This window comes from Rossellomorea sp. YZS02, assembly GCF_033963925.1.
In the GTDB taxonomy this organism is placed as follows: domain Bacteria; phylum Bacillota; class Bacilli; order Bacillales; family Bacillaceae_B; genus Rossellomorea.
Genome location: NZ_JAXBLY010000002.1, coordinates 120,090 through 136,954 on the forward strand (window position 1 = coordinate 120,090; position 16,865 = coordinate 136,954).

Below are 16,865 nucleotides of genomic sequence, written 5' to 3' on the forward strand. Positions count from 1 at the left end.
CTCTTTCCGGTTTTATATACGATCAATTTCACCCAGCTGTGACTGCATATCCAGTTCCACCATTTGTTGTGCTTTGGTAAAGGTAAACACCTCATTGGATACCCAGTGATTATATAATTTAGACAATGCATTACGGTGGTAGACCGTTCCCTTCACCTCTGAGAAGAAGTAGATGATCAATAGATTGGTCACATCAGTCGGAAGGGCGTTCTTGCGCTCGATCCCTTTCAGGGAGAGGATGTCCAAGCCTCTCAGGGGACTGCCGATAACGGTTTCAGCCATATGAAAGTGGTCGGCTGTCTGACATAGTGTCACGAGTTCTGGATTCAATTCTTCAAATTTCAAGTGAATTCCCCTTTTACATTGAAAGTGTACATGTATGTTACACTTCGATCTTATCTTAACTATAAGATTCCCTACTATGTAGTATAACAAAAAAGTGATTCAGGTAGACAATTCGGTGTGCTAATTTTTAGTCAACCAAAATTCCATGGCTTTCTCTTGTACAGAAGGGTAGATCAGGTTCTTTACCTGATCTTCTAACAGGTAACATTCTGTGACCCAATCAGGTAGTTTGGTATTCTTCTCCTTCCATAGACGGGTTCGCTCCAATGCATCTTTTACACGCATCTTCACCCAGGTATCCGTCATCATGCTCCCTTCATCCCCTTGTTCTTCCATCACAAGAGGATGGACGGATCGGCTGTAGTAAGGGGTTCCTCCATCCATATGGCTCATGTTCCTCACCCATATGACACTCTCCTCGGGCAAAAAACCGATGTTCCGCTTCTCTGTAGTCGGCGTTTTGTATTCCTCTAAATAACAGAAACAGCCGGACCACTCCATGTCGGCATCTTTGGGCAGCACTATTTCGGTTGTGTAAACCGGTTGATCCGTATGAAAGAGGTTTTGCACCTCGCGGTTGATAAAAAACGGGTTTCTTTGTTCATCCACGCAGTCAGATTTCGGTGATCCACATTTAAACCCATAGTGATGATACCTGATCACTTTAACGTATTTCATGGGTGTCCCCTCCTTCTGGGGTGAATTCCTCTAAGGGACTACCTTACCAAATTCACTCTATAATGGTGGTAATTCCCTATATAAATTGCTTTCAAACTAAAAAAGAATAAAAAAAGAAAGAAACGAGGGAATGTAGTCCCTCGTTCCTTTCCCTATCCCTGCTCGTTCAACGCTCGTTCAAGTGTGGAGGTCACGGAAATATTTTCAAAAGAGATCCCCAATTGAATGGCCGTTTGGGCAATTTCAGGACGGATTCCTGAAATCGTACTCTTCACTCCGATTAAATTCAGGCTTTCGATGATTTGAAACAGCTGATGGGCAACCATCGTGTCTACCATAATGACCCCGGATAGATCAATGAAGAGATGTTCGACATTTTTATCGAGACACTCTGCCAGAGTATTCTCAAGGATGTACCTTGCCCTTCCCGTATCAATGTCACCGATCAAAGGCAGGACACCGGTTTTTTTATTCAACAAAATGACCGGAGAACTCAATTCTCTGATCATTTCCTGCTGGGCATTCAACCGTCTTTGGGAATACTCGTAATTTTCTTCTGCAAATTTGGAGATGACAAGACTGAAGGTTTTGATGATGATATTTCTTAATGACTCAAGTTCATCAAGTGAATAATCATTGCCATGCAAACGAATGAATTCCTTTAAAATATCTAAATATTGATCCTGGGTCCTGAAAAACTCCCTCAGAATGAAATGTGTAGGAGTTTGCAAGTGTTCTTCGTCCTTGGCAATCTCTTCGATCCAGTGTTCAAAGTTACATAGTGTATCCTGATCCACATCTTTAAAAAGGTTACAGAATCGTTCGTGGAACGCATGATTCTGTTCCTTCAATGTCTGGATCACTTTAAGATCTTGGGAGGCATATACGCCAGTGGGATCGCTTTTATCCAATGATTCGTACCAATTCTCCGTCAACTGCCACGTTCGTTCGCTCATAAAATTATAAAACTCTTCCGATACTTGCATATTCGACCTACTCTCTTTTAAGGATGTTCAATAGTTTAATAGTCCGCTCTTAAGTCATCATTTTTATCCTTATACGAGTAATGTACTATGTCCCTCCTATAAAAGAAAGAAAAAAGTATGCTCTAAAGTCCACTTCAATTTTAATAAGGCAAAGGACATGTCTTTTTAGGAGTTCACTGGAAAGGAAGAACGACCTTTTACATTTTTTCTCAGAAACCAACCATAATTCTTTGACGTTCCCCAGAAAAGAGATTTACCATTTAACGTGAACCCGTAACAGGGATCATAAAACAAACACATCAAACCCAATTCATGGTTGAGCGCTCAACATGAATCTATTCTAAGAAAGAAGGCGTATGAATTATGTGTGGAATTGCAGGCTGGATTGACTGGACAAGAGACCTTACCAATGAGGGACGGACCTTGAAGAATATGACTGATGCCATTGAACATCGTGGACCGGATGCAGAGGGTAGCTGGCTCAAGGGACATGCTGCTTTAGGACATCGCAGATTAATTGTCATCGATCCCAACGGCGGTAAACAGCCCATGCTCTATCAAAACGGTAAGAACACGATTGCTTTAACGTATAATGGAGAGCTTTATAACTATCTGGAGCTCCGTAAAGAGCTGACGGAGAGGAATCATCAATTTACAACGAGCTCCGATACAGAAGTGCTACTGCATGCCTACCTTGAATGGGGCGAAGACTGTGTCCGTCATTTCAACGGCATCTTTGCTTTCGGGATCTGGGATGAGGAAAAAGAAAGGCTTATGCTCGGTCGTGACCATTTGGGGGTAAAACCTTTATTTTATACGATAAAAGAGGACCAGGTTTTGTTCGGCTCCGAAATCAAAGCCTTACTTGCCCACCCTGAAGTCCAGGCAGAAATCGATACAGAAGGCTTATCTGAAGTATTCGGGCTCGGACCGATGAAGACACCTGGGAAAGCCATTTTCAAAGATATACATGAAGTTCGCGCCGGCCATTACATGACCGTCTCGAGAAATGATCGAGAAACCGTTCAGTATTGGAAACTTGAAAGCAAAGAGCATACGGAGGATGTCGAAACGACTGTACAAACCATTCGCGGACTACTTGAAGATACGGTCAAGAGACAGCTGATCGCGGATAAGCCACTCGTATCCATGCTGTCTGGCGGCCTTGATTCAAGTGGACTCACGGCGATTGCAGGAAAGGAGTTCCAGGAGGAAAACAAGGTGCTTCCAACCTACTCCATCGATTTCGTGAACAATGAAGAAAGCTTCAAGGAAGATTTCCTGAGACGTGACCTTGATGAACCATGGGTTAAGCGGGTATCCGAACATGTCGGAACGGATCATACTTCGATTGTATTTGATGCGGAGAAACTCGTGGATAACCTCCTCACCCCTATGCGTGCAAGGGACCTGCCGGGAGTCGGCGAAATCGAGACCTCCCTCTACCTTTTGTTTAAGGAAATGAAAAAGGACGCCACCGTCGCATTGTCGGGGGAATCCGCAGATGAAGTGTTCTCAGGTTATCCATGGTTCCATCAGCAGGAGTTCCTCGATGCCGATGTATTCCCATGGCTCCTGAATATCGGAGGAATCGCCGCCGTCCTGAAGGAAGACCTGAAAGATAAACTGAATATCAAGGAATATCAAAAGCAGCGCTATCAGGAAGCACTCGCAGAGCTACCTTTGTTAAAAGGCGAAACTGATGTTGAAGCAAAGCAAAGGCGGATGTCGTATATGTTCATCACCCGCTTCCTTCCGTTCATGCTCGACCGGAAAGACCGTGCGAGTATGATGACGGGCTTTGAAGTGCGCGTACCATTCTGTGATTACCGACTCGTCGAATATCTATGGAATATCCCGTTCGAGATGAAAAATATCGATGACGTCGAGAAGGGTATCCTCCGCCGGGCATTCGAAGGATATTTGCCGGATGATGTGCGGAACAGACGGAAGAGCGCCTATCCTAGTACAAAGGATGATGCGTATCTCGCGGGAGTCCAGAAGTGGATGACCTCCATATTGAATGATTCAACCTCGCCGATTCTCCAGTTGATCGATGAAGAGGCAGTCAGAACAATTGCGGCAGGAGAAAGCAGCCTTCCTGATTCCAGTGCAAAAGGTTTACTGGATTATTTAATCCAAGTAAATGGGTGGTTGAAAGAGTACAGCATTAAAGTGGCGATATAATCTGGAGGAGCCATGGGACAGGTCCCCTGGCTCCTTTTTCTGTTCATTGGAGCTGAAGATGCGTCGAATTGTATAAGTATTTATCAATTTCCGGGGAAATAGTTGTAGAAGTATGTAAGATTTTTGATCATCGAATGTCCAGCCAGACTATTTGTAACAGGGTTGATTCATTCCCTCATTTATTTTATCTTGCCTACCTCCTCACCAAATGGAATAATATACCTATAACTAAATGAATTTCCAAGGAGGAATGACCTATCCGCACTGCAACTGAAGTCGAACATTATTTCCACACTACTGAAATCAGCACCTTCACCATTAATGAACACGAAGACATCCTCGTGTTCAGCACGAACCTTAACGGGACCTTTAATCTTTGGGCCATGGATCTTCCCCACCTGTTCCCTTACCGGTTAACGACCATCAATCAGAATAGCAGTCTCATCCATATCCATCAAAATCAAATCGTCGCCACATTCGAGAAGGATGGTGATGAAAATCACCAATTGCATCATTTGCCCAAATCAGGCGGAACCCCTATCCCCTTCCACGAGGAGGAATCTGGTTCAACGTGTTATCACGCCTGTTTTACAGATCAGGAAATGTATTACTCTTCCAATCATGAAAACCCTTTGTTGAATATCTACAAAACCGATTTACAAACGGGCCACACCTCCCTTATCCAACAAGGTAAAAAAGTTCCGATTGTCGTGGCCGCTGCCTCGTCGGATGGATCTTATGTATTTACAGAGACCTACTCCAACACCCATGCCACTGCTTTTTACCAGACTGGTGAAACGAAATTGCCCCTGGTACCAGATACTAAGACCACACATACAATCAAGGATGTACACATGACCAAGGATGTTATTTATTTCACAACGAACTATGGAAGAGAATTTTCATACCTGGCTTCTTTTAACCTTTCAACCTATGAATTCCACCCCCTTTTTACATTAGATAAAGAAGAAATCACTTCAATCCAGTTCCATCAACAATCGAATACGATTGTCATGACGTCGGAAAAAGGCGTAAAGGATCATCTTTATGTCTATGATTTGTCGACAGGTGAGGGAGAGAGACTCGATACCCCCTGCGATGTCGTCAAAAAAATTATGGTCACTAAAAACGGAAACCTCTTTGTGCTTGGAATTTCAGCTGACAAAACGGATACCATTTTCAAAAGGGATACGAACGGAAGCTGGACACAGGTGACGAATACCAAAGTGCTTGGCGTTCCTGAAGGAAACATGATTAAACCGGAAATCGTTCACTACGAAAGCCATGATGGCCTGGAAATCGAAGCCCTGCTGTACAAACCGAAGAATGGGAATGGAGTCACCATCCTCTGGCCGCATGGGGGACCCCAGAAAGCAGAGCGTATGATATACAGACCTGTCATTCAGTACCTCGTCCAAAGCGGCTACACCTTCTTCGCCCCCAATTTCAGGGGCAGTAAATGCTACGGAGCAACATTCGAGAAGATGGTCGAACAGGACTGGGGGGACGGACCTCGACACGACTGTGTGGCTGGGATGGAATGGCTTATACAGGAGGGTATCGCTGAAAAGGGCAAGATCGTGGCGATGGGTGGAAGCTATGGCGGTTATATGAGTCTGCTTCTCGCTGGACGACATCCTGAGTATTTCTGTGGAATTGTCGACTTATTCGGCATATCGAATCTATTAACCTTCCTGAACAATGTCCCGGCTAGTTGGAGAACCCTGATGGATCAAATGGTGGGAAATCCCGAATCAGACTATGAGAAGCTTGTAAGAGATTCACCTATTACTTATATCGACCATATGAATTCTCCGATGTTCATCATCCACGGCGAGAACGATCCGAGGGTGAAGACTGAGGAGTCTGAGAGAATTGTGAATGAATTAAAAAACAAAGGGGTCGCTGTTGAGTATCTTGTGTTTCATGACGAAGGTCATGGTTTTTCTAAGAAAAAGAATGAAATGCGGGCTAACGAAGAAATCCGCAGATTTTTGGATGGGTTGGTGGAGGCAGATCATGAGTGCCGCCTCCAAAGATAGAGAGGCTTTTTTAAATGAGTAATATTGGCGTATCGCTCACAAATATGAGTGCTTCCCTCCTGTTTATCGGTATCAGCATCCCATTACTTTTAGGAAAAATCAAGATGAATACGTATTATGGTATCAGGATTTCAAAATCATTCGAATCTGATGAAGCCTGGTATAAGGTTAATCGGTATGGGGCCTTGCAGATGATCGTATGGTCCGTCCCTTTATTCCTTGCCGGAATCGTCTTTCTGTTCTTGCCCCCTTTTACGGAAACAGCTGAGGTTGTTCTGATTTTTTTTCCGTGTATGTGGCTCGTTCCACCTGTTGTAGGAACTTTCGTTTTTGCTAAAAAGCTGTAATCATTACCTGTATCAAAGGAGATCCGTCCCCCTACATACCGGATTCCCTTTTCTTCAAGACGATTTTTTTGATTTCCCCTTGTTCTGAAACCCGTTTCATACTTTATATTGAAATAGAAGGTGAGAAATCACATTCATATGATTGGCGTAACGCATGTAATGCGGCGTGACAATCTTCTCCTGAAGTGTTCATATTATATGGACACTTTTTTTCATGTCCACCTTTGCGTAATCCCTGCCGATATGGAATAATGATTACGATTTGGATGAAATATTCATCCAGGAGTTGGAGGATGAAACGTGATAATCATTAAAAAATATAGGACACTGCTATTATTTCCCTTCCTGGCAGTCTGTGTTTTCGCTTCATTGTACTTCGTCAACCACAATCAGGGTCTGTATGACCGACCTATTGCGGAAGTGACGGACTCAACGATAATAGAAACAACAGATATGGAAGATACGACCGGTAATAAGGACCGGGTATACATACAACAGCTGGAAGCTGTAATGAAAAACGGCCAGTATAAAGGGGAGACGATCCTTTTATCGAATAAATACTCCATGTCCGGTGCCAACGATCAGCGATACGAACCGGGGAATGAATTATTCGTCTCCATCGATCCCGGAGGAAAAAAGAATAAAGCATTGAATGGGCATATAGAAGATGTGAAGCGTGATCAATATCTCATGATCATGACCTGGGCATTCATCGTGTTCCTCTTGATTGTAGGAAAAAAACAAGGTCTGTTCTCCCTGATCACCCTCGGGGTCAATGCACTAATTCTTTCTTATGCATTGGATGTTTACCTAAACTCAGAAAAAGTGGGCTTGCTGCTCGCTTGCAGCGTTGGGGTGATTGCCTTCACCCTCGTCTCCCTCCTGTTCGTGAATGGATTCAATGAGAAGACGTATGCAGCGGTGGTTGCCACTCTGATCGGTACGTTCCTGACGCTTCTTATCAGCTATATTGTCATCCGTTTCACAGCAGGGGACGGACTCCGGTATGAGGAAATGCAGTACCTCACCCGACCTTATCAACTAGTATTCATGGCGGGCATACTTGTCGGATGCCTCGGGGCGGTGATGGATGTCGCAATCACCTTATCTTCCTCGATCTTCGGACTTTACGAAAAAAATCCGGACATTTCGACTAAAGCACTGAGAACGTCAGGCTTTGATATTGGAAAGGATATTATGGGGACGATGACCAACATCCTGTTCTTCGTCTATATCAGCGGCGGGATTCCCATGCTTATCCTATATTTTAAAAATGCCTCACCGCTCGGGTTCACCCTTTCCATGAATCTTTCCCTCGAAATGACGAGGGCCCTCACAGGAGGCATCGGGATTGTGCTGGCCATTCCGATCGGCATTTATACAGCCATTTTCTTTGTGAACAGAAAGCGGGTGAAAGCATGACCGTCCAAGTATGGCTTACCATCATTCTATTCACACTGATGGTCGCAGTCGGCGGGAAGAAAGGAGCAAGGTCCTTTGTGGCATTATTCCTGAATACAGGAGTGCTCCTGCTCACCATCATCATGATGAATGATCCGGACATGAATCCGATCATCTTGACGTTGATCGCGTGCATCTTGATCAGCTGTATTTCCTTGTTTTATATCAGTGAAATCAACATCAAGACCGTGACTGCTTTCATCTCTACGATCGTGACGACAGGTGCTTTGATCTTCTTCATACTGGAGTTGACCGATGCCGCCATGATTCAGGGTTTCAGTGAGGAAGAAACCGAAGAGATCGGCGCCTTCTCCCTGTATGTCGGAGTGGACTTCGTCAAGATCGGTGCGTCCATGATCATCATGAGCACGATTGGGGCGATCATCGATGTCACGATATCCATTTCCTCTCCCATGAGGGAAATCGCCTATCACAATCCCGGGATCAGCCGGAAGGATTTATTCACATCAGGAATCAAGCTTGGAAGAGATATCTTGGGTACAAGCGCCAATACGCTATTCTTCGCCTTCTTCGGGGGATACATGGGACTCCTGATCTGGTTCAAAGATCTTTCTTATTCCATCGGGGACATCGTCAACTCCAAAGTGTTCACCTCTGAAATGATTTTCATCGGCTCAGCCGGACTCGGAGTGGCCCTGGCAATCCCCGTCACCTCCGCCATTACAGCCTATTACCTGGTGAAGACGGGACAAAGGGACAGGTCCCCTGTCCCGGACGAATCACCGGTCGACAAATGAAAATGGATATCATTGGAATTCATTCCGACACTTATTTATGATGAATGGCAGAAACGATTGAAACCTCTACTGTCCCTCATCCGTAAAAGTAGATAAGGAGAAACGAGAATGGAGGAATATGAATGGGTAAAATGAAAATCCGCATTAACTGTCAAATCAACTTATCAGAAGAATACGAGAACGCACCGGATAAGCTGCAGGAAGAGATCGATTTCATCCTGAACAAGTTCGGGGAAGTGGAAGAATTCACAAAGGAACAGGATGATAGCACGCTAACACTCAAAAGCCAATTGAAGGCCCATGAACTGCAAGTGAACCTATTTGAAAAATGGGGAGAATGGGAATACGCACGGAATCTCTCCAGGGACATGAGGATGAATTTCATCGGATTTGGAGAAGTAGAGGAATGTAACAGCGGCGTGTTCGATTATGAAGCAACGAAGAAGACGTTCAAAAATCCTCTTAAGTCCTTACTTTTCTTTGATAAATAGAGTGACGGAAAACCCCGATTCTTAAATAGAGTCGGGGTTTTCCAGTTAGTTCATTTCATTTTCGTATCTTCTGATTTTCATTTGGATCTTCTCAAGATTTGCTTCCATGTCCCTTATCTGCTGACGGACGTTTTGTTCCTGCTCGAGCATCATCTCCATACGTTCAGGCAGAGTTTGCTCCCCATCCATCGTCCACTGAACAAATTCCCTTATCATTTTGATCGGCATCCCCGTATTTTTCAGACAGAGGATCATCTCGAGGAACTTAAGGGAACCTTCATCGAAAGTCCGATCGCCATTTTCCGTCCGGTTTATAAAGGGTAACAGCCCTTGCCGATCGTAGTAATGAAGCTGAGAGATCGTCATATTGTTCATCTTTGCAACTTGCCCAATCGAATAGTCCATTGTCTTCCTTCCTTCTACCAAGGAATAACCCCGTTGTTATTAAGGATTTTACCATGATAGTTAGTCTCACTCAAAGCGTATTTCACTATGACTTCTGCCCCTTCGGCCGTCGTTTTCCCGCCAGGGGCATTTCCGTTTAAATCAGTAGAAGTGAAACCAGGTGTCACACCGAAGACATCAGGACCTTCGCTGCCCAGTTCTTTACTGAAGGATAATGTCAATGAGTTCACAGCCGTCTTGGAAGAATTATATCCGAGGATATTGAGTGGATGGACATCCCCATTGTCGAACATGGTCTGTGACGCCATATCCGTTGTGACGTTCACCATTTTACTTCCCTCGGCTTTTTTCAATAAGGGCAGATACGCTTGCATCATTTGAAATGTCCCAAAGAAGTTCACATCAAAGATGTCACGAAGCATCCCGACTTCCACTTCACTCGGTTGAATGTTGAAATCAAGTGCAATACCGGCATTATTAATTAATACATCAAGGTGATCCGTCACTCCCTCAATAGTACGGACTGAGTCCTGAATGGATTGTGAACTAGCGATATCCAATTGAACGAATGTTACATTCGATTTGCCAAGGGACTCCACCGCTTTCTTCCCCAGCTCCTCGTTCCGTGCTCCTAAGAAAACTTCAAACCCATTCTCCGCCAGCTGTCGAACGACCTCATATCCAATTCCTTTATTCGCCCCTGTTACCAAAGCATATTTTGTCATATGTCTTTCCTCCATTTAATTCGTTTTTGTGATTATAAATGAAGAATACACCCTGAACCAAGGTTGAGGGCAAGAATATTTTTTTGATAAAATGTTTGAATATTCTATAAATGGTTAGTATAATAGAAAAAAGGTCAAGGAGCTGATTTTCATGAAGAAGTATTTGCTTAACTCACCACAGTCTGATGTAAATCACATGGATTCCCTATTTGCAGAAATGATATTGGACGAGGCATTGCTAACATTTCGGAAAGAGCAAATCGCGCAAGGTATTGACCAGGCATTACACAAACGAAATAAAAAAGAGTTCCTGCGCTTGACGGAGGAATTAAAGCAGATTCAGAATGCGGGATAATTAAATTCATTTGAATAAAAAAAGGACAACTCTCTTGCTTTGTTTAGCAGGATTGTTGTCCTTTTTATGTTTTAGTTACATCCTGATGCCCGCTCCCACTGGGCACCCTTTTAGGCACTTCACATTATGATACATAATCAATCGTCGCTCCGCCGATCTCCGCTTCCCTGCCAAATAGTCGGGAGTACACACCGGATTGATTTTGTAACAGATCCCCATGCTTCCCTTGCTCGACAATTCGGCCATCCTCAAGCACGACAATTTGATCTGCAGACAGCACCGTTGATAGGCGATGAGAAACAATGATGATCGTTTGGTTCTTCCCTGCCCGTAGCACGGCTTCATTGATCTTTGTTTCCGTGATGGGGTCAAGGGCCGAGCTCGCTTCATCAAGGATTAAAATCGGGGCATTTTTTAATAGCGCCCTCGCCAGGGACAAACGCTGCTTCTGTCCACCTGAAAGCAGGCTTCCCCTTTCACCTACGGAAGTATTGAGTCCTTCTGGTAACGTGTCGATGAGTTCACCGAGTCCACTGTCCGCCAGTGCTTTCAGAAGTTCTTCATCCGTCGCATCCCGCTTCCCGATCCGCAGGTTATCTGCTAATGTTCCGCTGCGGAGCATGACGTCCTGGGTCACGATCGCCATTTGTGAACGAAGCCATGCCGTATCCCACTCACGGATATCCCGGCCATCCACTTCAATCCGTCCGACTCCCGTATCGTAGAGCTTGAATAACAGATCGACAATTGTGGATTTTCCGGACCCACTCGGCCCGACCAGTGCCCACTTCTCACCGGCACCCACTGTAAAGGACACGCCTTTTAACACATTTTCTTCTTTCCCCGGATAAGCGAACGCTACATCCTGGAGTCGGATGCTTCCACTTGCCCGTTCACCCCGTATGCCCTTAGACACCTCTGCTTCTGACACTTCTTCTGCAAGCAGAATCTCAGAACGATCCAGTGCAGGACCCGTTCGTCTCACGGACAACCAGTTCCTGAGAAGACGCTGCATTTCATTCGCCGCAATCGTTACAAGACCTCCTGCTGTCAACATCTGTCCGCTGGTTAAACCTTGATTCCAGATTAATAATGTACTGATTAAATAGACTAATCCAAGGGCAAATCCGTTATAGCTGGCGATCACTACCACCGACTGCATCCTTGCTTTCAATTCTTTGACCGAATGCTTTACGAAGCTGTCCCGGATGGAGATGACACTGTCCACTTCACTGTCCGACACCCCCATGACCCGTGACAGATGAATGCCTGTCACCGATTCTCTCAATCTTTCAAGATATCTCGATGCTTCTTGACGGGCATCCGCTGAAGCCAACCGGGTCCTTGCCCCTACCATATTAGAAGTCCAATAGAAAATCACACCGAGGACGACGCTAGTAATCATCAAGTAAGGATGAATCCATAACAGCACCAAACTGTAGATGAATACTCCCTGCACGCTTGCCATAAAGGTCGACCCTTCCCAAGCAAGGAAATTATGAAGTGTATCCGGATCATCGGACACCCTCGCAAGCATTTCCCCTGTGGAATTATGATGATAAAACGAATATGGAACAACCTGCAAATGCCGGAACAGACGCAGCTTTTGCCAGTTCGTCACGGTCTTCGCAGTCTGATGGCAGAAATACTCGTCGATGACCATCATGACCAGATCCAGTACCGCAGATAAAATCAGAAGCCACATAAGTCCCCAAAGCCAGTTATAGTGTTCGTTCGGGATGATCGTATCCACGAGCCAGCTGAGGGCGAGTGTCGGGATCAGTGCCGAGAACACCTGGCTGATGGCAATGACGACGGAGTCTGCGATGACCCATTTTTTATATGGACGAAGAAAGCTTAATACCCTTCTTCCGTCACGATTCTTACTTGTCGTGGCCGTCATCCGATCATCTCCTTTTCAAGCTCGCTATATTGAGCCCTGTATAATTCATAATACTTGCCATTCAAGAGAAGCAGCTCTTCATGGGTCCCTTTTTCAGCTACAACGCCTCCATCGAGGAGAATGATCACATCGGCATTTCTCACCGTTACGAGACGGTGGGCGATGGTGATGGTTGTTCTGCCGGGAATCAGCTTTTCCAAGGAAGCCTGCACCCGTTCTTCCGTTTCCCCGTCCAGGGATGAAGTCGCTTCATCGAAGATCAATACTGGGGGCTGTCTCAGGATTGCACGAGCAAGGGCAACCCTCTGCCGCTGACCGCCCGAAAGCTTCAATCCACGCTCTCCGACGATTGTTTCGTACCCCTCATCAAGAGAATCAATCAACTCTTTCAATCCCGCTGCCTGAACAGCTTGATTCAGTTCTTCTGTTGAAGCATCAGGTTTACCGTACAACAGATTCTGACGCAGCGTACTATTTAACAGAAACGTTTCCTGAGACACGACACCCACCTGCTGACGGAAGCTGTTCCGGTTATATTCAAATAAATTCTTATCATCAATCATCACCGAACCCTGCTGCGGTTCATAGAGACCGAGTAACAGCTGGACCAGCGTACTCTTCCCTCCTCCGCTTGTTCCGACAATCCCGATGTGATTCCCCTGATCAAGGGATAAGGAAACCCCTTTCAGGACCTGTTTATCACTCCCGGGATATGAAAACCATAAATTCTCTAAGTCTATCTTTCCTTTGACTGCACCAAAAGAAGGAAGCTCCTCCTCATGTTCCTCCGGCAGATCGAAATATTCATAGATTCGCTGCAGGGCAGGAATCGCCTGCTGAATCGTCAAGGCATGCTCTGCCATGGATCTTACCGGCAAAAACATGATTGGAATGAAGCTCAAGCAGGCAACGAGAGTACCAACTGTGATGGTCCCGTCCCAGATTGCCCAACCACCGACCAGCATCACCACACCGGGTGCAGCGATATTAAAGAGATTCCCCAGGCGCCAGTTCACCTTTCCAATCAGGGCAGCCCGAATCGAGAATTGTTTCCAATCTGAAAGCTTCTTCTCCTGGGTTCCCACTTCCACATCCTGTGTTTGGTAGGTCCGCACCAATCTCACACTTTCAATACTCTCCTGCAAGTGCTGATACATATCCGCACTCATCTCCCGCTGGACGGCGCTCATCTTCCGCATCTTTTTGCCCAGGGTAAAGGAAGGTACGATGTATATGGCAAACACGGAGAACATCACGATGGCAGCCGGCCAAAATAAAACAAATACCGTAGAAAAAGCAGCAATCGCCCCCACAACCTGCTGCAGAATACGTGGAACGACTGTATTATTCAGGTTTTGGATCGACTCCACGTCATGGGTCAGACGGAAGAGCATATCCCCCCTCGGAGTCTTCGAGAAGAAGGACATCGGTGTCCGGTGAAGCTTTCGGAACGCCCGGATCTGCATATCCGTGATCACATCGAGCCCGATTTTCACCTGCACGTATTCCTGCATCGTCTCGAACAGGGATTTTCCGAGATACGCACCAAGAATTCCGGATACGACCCACACCAAGAAATTCAAGTCCCCGCCGACAATGACGTCATCGACAAGCCTCTTCACGAGAATCGAAGGCACAATCGTAAAAAGCCCGCCTATAACGGAAAACAGAACTGCCACCAATAGCTTTTTCCAATAGGGTTTAAAATGGTTTAAAGTTGTTTTTAATAAGTTCATGTTGAACCCCCTCACAAAATTCTATTTTATACCAACCAATGAAAATATTCACTATAATTTGAATTCATGAAATAGTCGTTATACTATCAGTATATTCACCATCTCCATTCCCATCTTCCGCCCTTTGGATAGAAGGATTCTACGACTTTTGAATGAAAAAAAGATGATCCCGTTTTGATTTGGGATCATCTTTTTTCATTCATTTAATAAAACCACTGAGTCTCTCTTCAAGAATGTCCTTTCCATTCACCCAGTCCTGAAAGTTCACATCAAGAATGTCCCTGCCCCCTGCAATGCCTGTAAGGATTCTAGAATCCCGATAGGAATAAGAGAAGGTGTGAAGTGTTCCAAAAAGTTGTTCATAATCCGTAAAGAATATAGGCGATTCCTCACTCTTGAAATGGTGGAACATTTGATCATGAGACCACCTCTTCCCTTTCAAGCTCAGCAGATGCTTATTTCTCTGAATGGAACCTTCAATGGATGGACGATTATTGCTCGTCATTTGATCCTCCTGGAAGTGGTTCACGCAAGAGAGGAAGTATTCACCGGACCGGACCGTCACCCGCTCTGGAATCGCCTCCACTTTGGCCATCTTTCCATCACAATCTCCAAGGGAAAAATTATAACAGGCACTGTGAGGGATTTCTTTCAACATGGTAACCGCTTCTTCAACGGAAGAGCAGGTTTCCAGAACCATCCGTATGGCCGCCCAAGGTGAGACTCCTTTTCTATACCCCTGGTGGCTGACGAAGTGTAAGCCCATCGAAAGCCCCTTCTCATTCACTCCATCATGCCTTCCCAGGACTTGAAGATTGTAACCCGCAGATGCTAAAGCGGTATCCGATTGAACACAGCTAAAAATCCCATCATAAAAATCAGGGGAAAAATCATAATTCCTCACATAGTAGTCGCTTGTCATAAGCGTTGAGCAACCCATTGCCTCTGTCTTTGGCACATCGTAACCACTCAGTAAAGCAGCCGCCCTTTTTGAGGATATCCCTAATCCTTCAGCCAGACCTTCCAGCTCCTCCAGCAAATGCGGAGCAAAGGAGGTATAGATCGATTTCATGCTAAGGTAGTCGATCTCCTGCTTCGTTATGGAATTCAACACGTGTAGAATTCCGGTGTTTTTAAGCTCTACCCCTGTCTGTAACCCGATTTGAAAGGAACTCCCCCTTAGTTGAAGGATCCTTACATTAAATGTAGACATATAAAAACCTCCCAGGATTCCATCATATCCTTCCTAATAGGAAACTACCTGTCATTTTGTGCTTGCTTCAAACAGATACTTACGGTTGTTAGTCAGAGTATCCCTAAAATGATCTAAAAGAAATAATTGATAAATATATCCTTTATGTGTAAAATTACACTAAAAGGTTGGTGACTCCTTATGGATATTATGTTCATGGTTCTAATTGGATTTCCGGTTCTCTCACTGCTCATTGGTATCGTTGGTTATTTCCTCTTTAAAAATATATTCGTGCCACCTTTGATTGTCTTTCTTGGGTCGCTTTTTGCCACGTATACTGTATTCAATGATTCATTTCTGATATGGGTTTTTGTTTACACTTCTCTGGCTTTTCTTTCAGGCTCAGTGGTAAAAATCTTTAAAGAAAGAAAGGGATCATGATGGAGAATCTTCTTCGGGGATTGTCGTTCAGTTTACTCTCATTATCTGCTTTTATGGCCACTCGGATGGTAGCCGGATTATGGGTATCCTTTGCCTGTTCACTCTTGATCACCACTGCTGTTTTTCTATTCTGGGGAATCAAGAGGAAATGGGGTGGAGTAGAAATTCTAATGGTTTCAGTTATTACAGGATTGTTATATTTTACATTTGCATCCTTTGGAATTTCTTTATTTCCTCCCGAACCAATTCGAGATCTGGGTGACCTCATTATGCCTTACGTTCATGCAGGTCAGTTTGCAGGCTGTACCATCGTTGTGATGTGGGTAGTGGGGATGATTTTCTTCAAGCAGGGATAGCAGATCCCGGACCTGACATTTTTTCACATATAGAAAAAAAGCTGAAGAATCCACCTCTTCAGCTTTCATATAAAATATTCATTTAACACTCTCGGCAAGTTCCCGCATAGCGTTCAATTTAGCTGTCAGTTCCAGGAACCACTCTTGATCCCCTGTTTCAAGTGCCAGGTCGATCAGGAATTGAATTTGTTCTTTATTTTTCACATGTGTATCCGGGATTTTATTGACCTGCCTGTTTAGTAGGGGAAGACTTCTTCCTTCGATTGTCTTATTATCACTGGTTACGATCTTCGCTTTTACGCCGCCACCCTGATTGTCAAGGTTCTCGACATAGCCGATGATCAGTTCACCCGTAAGCAATGTTCCTTTAATCCAATCTCCCACTTGTAGGATACCTTGTTCGTTTGACATATCTTTTCACCCTTTCAACTGTAATGTTATTTGTTACATTTATATG

18 protein-coding genes are annotated in these 16,865 nt (G+C 44.8%); 9 read left to right on the plus strand and 9 right to left on the minus strand.

Features of this window, described 5'->3' with window-relative positions; translation table 11 throughout:
- Window positions 1-12: 12 nt before the first annotated feature.
- The 3 genes from SLH55_RS02795 to SLH55_RS02805 all read right to left on the minus strand — a co-directional run bounded on the left by SLH55_RS02795 (window position 13) and on the right by SLH55_RS02805 (window position 1,979).
- On the minus strand, window positions 13-345 hold the full coding sequence (locus SLH55_RS02795) for a hypothetical protein (protein ID WP_219167198.1): 333 nt from the start codon (window positions 343-345) through the stop codon (window positions 13-15).
- Between the two features lie 120 nt (window positions 346-465).
- The gene (locus SLH55_RS02800) at window positions 466-1,023 is read right to left on the minus strand and encodes a hypothetical protein (RefSeq protein WP_320322554.1); all 558 of its coding nucleotides are present in this window, start codon (window positions 1,021-1,023) and stop codon (window positions 466-468) included.
- A gap of 152 nt (window positions 1,024-1,175) precedes the next feature.
- The gene (locus SLH55_RS02805) at window positions 1,176-1,979 is read right to left on the minus strand and encodes an STAS domain-containing protein (protein WP_307513799.1); all 804 of its coding nucleotides are present in this window, start codon (window positions 1,977-1,979) and stop codon (window positions 1,176-1,178) included.
- Window positions 1,980-2,372: 393 nt separating this feature from the next.
- Here SLH55_RS02805 and asnB point away from each other — a divergent pair, with 393 nt between their 5' ends.
- The 6 genes from asnB to SLH55_RS02835 all read left to right on the plus strand — a co-directional run bounded on the left by asnB (window position 2,373) and on the right by SLH55_RS02835 (window position 9,295).
- On the plus strand, window positions 2,373-4,196 hold the full coding sequence (gene asnB, locus SLH55_RS02810; protein WP_320322555.1) for an asparagine synthase (glutamine-hydrolyzing): 1,824 nt from the start codon (window positions 2,373-2,375) through the stop codon (window positions 4,194-4,196).
- A gap of 341 nt (window positions 4,197-4,537) precedes the next feature.
- Window positions 4,538-6,238 carry an alpha/beta fold hydrolase gene (locus SLH55_RS02815; RefSeq protein WP_320322556.1) on the plus strand — a complete coding sequence of 567 codons (1,701 nt, stop codon included), beginning with the start codon at window positions 4,538-4,540 and terminating at the stop codon, window positions 6,236-6,238.
- Between the two features lie 14 nt (window positions 6,239-6,252).
- A complete protein-coding gene (locus SLH55_RS02820) occupies window positions 6,253-6,585 on the plus strand; it encodes an SdpI family protein (protein ID WP_320322557.1) in 333 nt (110 codons plus the stop codon).
- A gap of 300 nt (window positions 6,586-6,885) precedes the next feature.
- Complete coding sequence (locus SLH55_RS02825) at window positions 6,886-8,007, plus strand: YibE/F family protein (protein ID WP_320322558.1); 1,122 nt, start codon at window positions 6,886-6,888, stop codon at window positions 8,005-8,007.
- The gene (locus SLH55_RS02830; RefSeq protein WP_219167205.1) at window positions 8,004-8,804 is read left to right on the plus strand and encodes a YibE/F family protein; all 801 of its coding nucleotides are present in this window, start codon (window positions 8,004-8,006) and stop codon (window positions 8,802-8,804) included. Before SLH55_RS02825 ends, SLH55_RS02830 begins: the two co-directional genes overlap by 4 nt.
- Before the next feature lie 122 nt (window positions 8,805-8,926).
- Complete coding sequence (locus SLH55_RS02835; protein WP_219167206.1) at window positions 8,927-9,295, plus strand: hypothetical protein; 369 nt, start codon at window positions 8,927-8,929, stop codon at window positions 9,293-9,295.
- Between the two features lie 45 nt (window positions 9,296-9,340).
- On the opposite strand, the gene SLH55_RS02840 is transcribed toward SLH55_RS02835, so the two are convergent.
- Together SLH55_RS02840 and SLH55_RS02845 are read right to left on the minus strand one after the other, a co-directional pair.
- Complete coding sequence (locus tag SLH55_RS02840) at window positions 9,341-9,700, minus strand: MerR family transcriptional regulator (protein ID WP_320322559.1); 360 nt, start codon at window positions 9,698-9,700, stop codon at window positions 9,341-9,343.
- 14 nt (window positions 9,701-9,714) lie between these two features.
- Window positions 9,715-10,425 (minus strand): SDR family NAD(P)-dependent oxidoreductase, encoded by a 711-nt coding sequence (locus tag SLH55_RS02845; RefSeq protein WP_320322560.1) that lies wholly within the window; start codon window positions 10,423-10,425, stop codon window positions 9,715-9,717.
- A gap of 151 nt (window positions 10,426-10,576) precedes the next feature.
- Between SLH55_RS02845 and SLH55_RS02850 the strand changes: the two genes are divergently transcribed.
- Entirely contained in the window at window positions 10,577-10,780 is a 204-nt protein-coding gene (locus tag SLH55_RS02850) for an IDEAL domain-containing protein (RefSeq protein ID WP_320322561.1), read from the plus strand.
- A gap of 124 nt (window positions 10,781-10,904) precedes the next feature.
- Here SLH55_RS02850 and SLH55_RS02855 read toward each other — a convergent pair whose 3' ends face one another.
- The 3 genes from SLH55_RS02855 to SLH55_RS02865 form a co-directional block, all read right to left on the minus strand.
- Complete coding sequence (locus tag SLH55_RS02855) at window positions 10,905-12,683, minus strand: ABC transporter ATP-binding protein (RefSeq protein WP_320322562.1); 1,779 nt, start codon at window positions 12,681-12,683, stop codon at window positions 10,905-10,907.
- Complete coding sequence (locus SLH55_RS02860) at window positions 12,680-14,419, minus strand: ABC transporter ATP-binding protein (protein WP_320322563.1); 1,740 nt, start codon at window positions 14,417-14,419, stop codon at window positions 12,680-12,682. The genes SLH55_RS02855 and SLH55_RS02860 overlap by 4 nt, the downstream gene beginning before the upstream one ends.
- A gap of 199 nt (window positions 14,420-14,618) precedes the next feature.
- Window positions 14,619-15,632: a C45 family peptidase gene (locus SLH55_RS02865; RefSeq protein WP_320322564.1), complete on the minus strand. Its 1,014-nt coding sequence runs from the start codon at window positions 15,630-15,632 to the stop codon at window positions 14,619-14,621.
- A 195-nt stretch (window positions 15,633-15,827) separates the two neighbouring features.
- Here SLH55_RS02865 and SLH55_RS02870 point away from each other — a divergent pair, with 195 nt between their 5' ends.
- Both SLH55_RS02870 and SLH55_RS02875 read left to right on the plus strand, forming a co-directional pair.
- Entirely contained in the window at window positions 15,828-16,052 is a 225-nt protein-coding gene (locus SLH55_RS02870) for a DUF2651 family protein (RefSeq protein WP_320322741.1), read from the plus strand.
- Window positions 16,052-16,408, plus strand: a complete 357-nt coding sequence (locus tag SLH55_RS02875) for a hypothetical protein (protein ID WP_320322565.1) — start codon at window positions 16,052-16,054, stop codon at window positions 16,406-16,408. Before SLH55_RS02870 ends, SLH55_RS02875 begins: the two co-directional genes overlap by 1 nt.
- Before the next feature lie 78 nt (window positions 16,409-16,486).
- On the opposite strand, the gene SLH55_RS02880 is transcribed toward SLH55_RS02875, so the two are convergent.
- Window positions 16,487-16,819, minus strand: coding sequence for an IDEAL domain-containing protein (locus SLH55_RS02880; protein ID WP_219167213.1), 333 nt, complete (start codon window positions 16,817-16,819; stop codon window positions 16,487-16,489).
- Between the last annotated feature and the right edge of the window lie 46 nt (window positions 16,820-16,865).

Bases quoted from the DNA above. Each gene is read 5' to 3' on its own strand.
- SLH55_RS02835 (WP_219167206.1), top strand. From the start codon at position 8,927: ATGGGTAAAATGAAAATCCGCATTAACTGTCAAATCAACTTATCAGAA.
- SLH55_RS02870 (WP_320322741.1), top strand. From the start codon at position 15,828: ATGGTTCTAATTGGATTTCCGGTTCTCTCACTGCTCATTGGTATCGTT.
- SLH55_RS02860 (WP_320322563.1), bottom strand. From the start codon at position 14,419: ATGAACTTATTAAAAACAACTTTAAACCATTTTAAACCCTATTGGAAA.
- SLH55_RS02800 (WP_320322554.1), bottom strand. From the start codon at position 1,023: ATGAAATACGTTAAAGTGATCAGGTATCATCACTATGGGTTTAAATGT.
- SLH55_RS02845 (WP_320322560.1), bottom strand. From the start codon at position 10,425: ATGACAAAATATGCTTTGGTAACAGGGGCGAATAAAGGAATTGGATAT.
- SLH55_RS02840 (WP_320322559.1), bottom strand. From the start codon at position 9,700: ATGGACTATTCGATTGGGCAAGTTGCAAAGATGAACAATATGACGATC.
- SLH55_RS02830 (WP_219167205.1), top strand. From the start codon at position 8,004: ATGACCGTCCAAGTATGGCTTACCATCATTCTATTCACACTGATGGTC.
- SLH55_RS02820 (WP_320322557.1), top strand. From the start codon at position 6,253: ATGAGTAATATTGGCGTATCGCTCACAAATATGAGTGCTTCCCTCCTG.
- SLH55_RS02805 (WP_307513799.1), bottom strand. From the start codon at position 1,979: ATGAGCGAACGAACGTGGCAGTTGACGGAGAATTGGTACGAATCATTG.
- SLH55_RS02875 (WP_320322565.1), top strand. From the start codon at position 16,052: ATGGAGAATCTTCTTCGGGGATTGTCGTTCAGTTTACTCTCATTATCT.
- asnB (WP_320322555.1), top strand. From the start codon at position 2,373: ATGTGTGGAATTGCAGGCTGGATTGACTGGACAAGAGACCTTACCAAT.
- SLH55_RS02880 (WP_219167213.1), bottom strand. From the start codon at position 16,819: ATGTCAAACGAACAAGGTATCCTACAAGTGGGAGATTGGATTAAAGGA.
- SLH55_RS02855 (WP_320322562.1), bottom strand. From the start codon at position 12,683: ATGACGGCCACGACAAGTAAGAATCGTGACGGAAGAAGGGTATTAAGC.
- SLH55_RS02850 (WP_320322561.1), top strand. From the start codon at position 10,577: ATGAAGAAGTATTTGCTTAACTCACCACAGTCTGATGTAAATCACATG.
- SLH55_RS02865 (WP_320322564.1), bottom strand. From the start codon at position 15,632: ATGTCTACATTTAATGTAAGGATCCTTCAACTAAGGGGGAGTTCCTTT.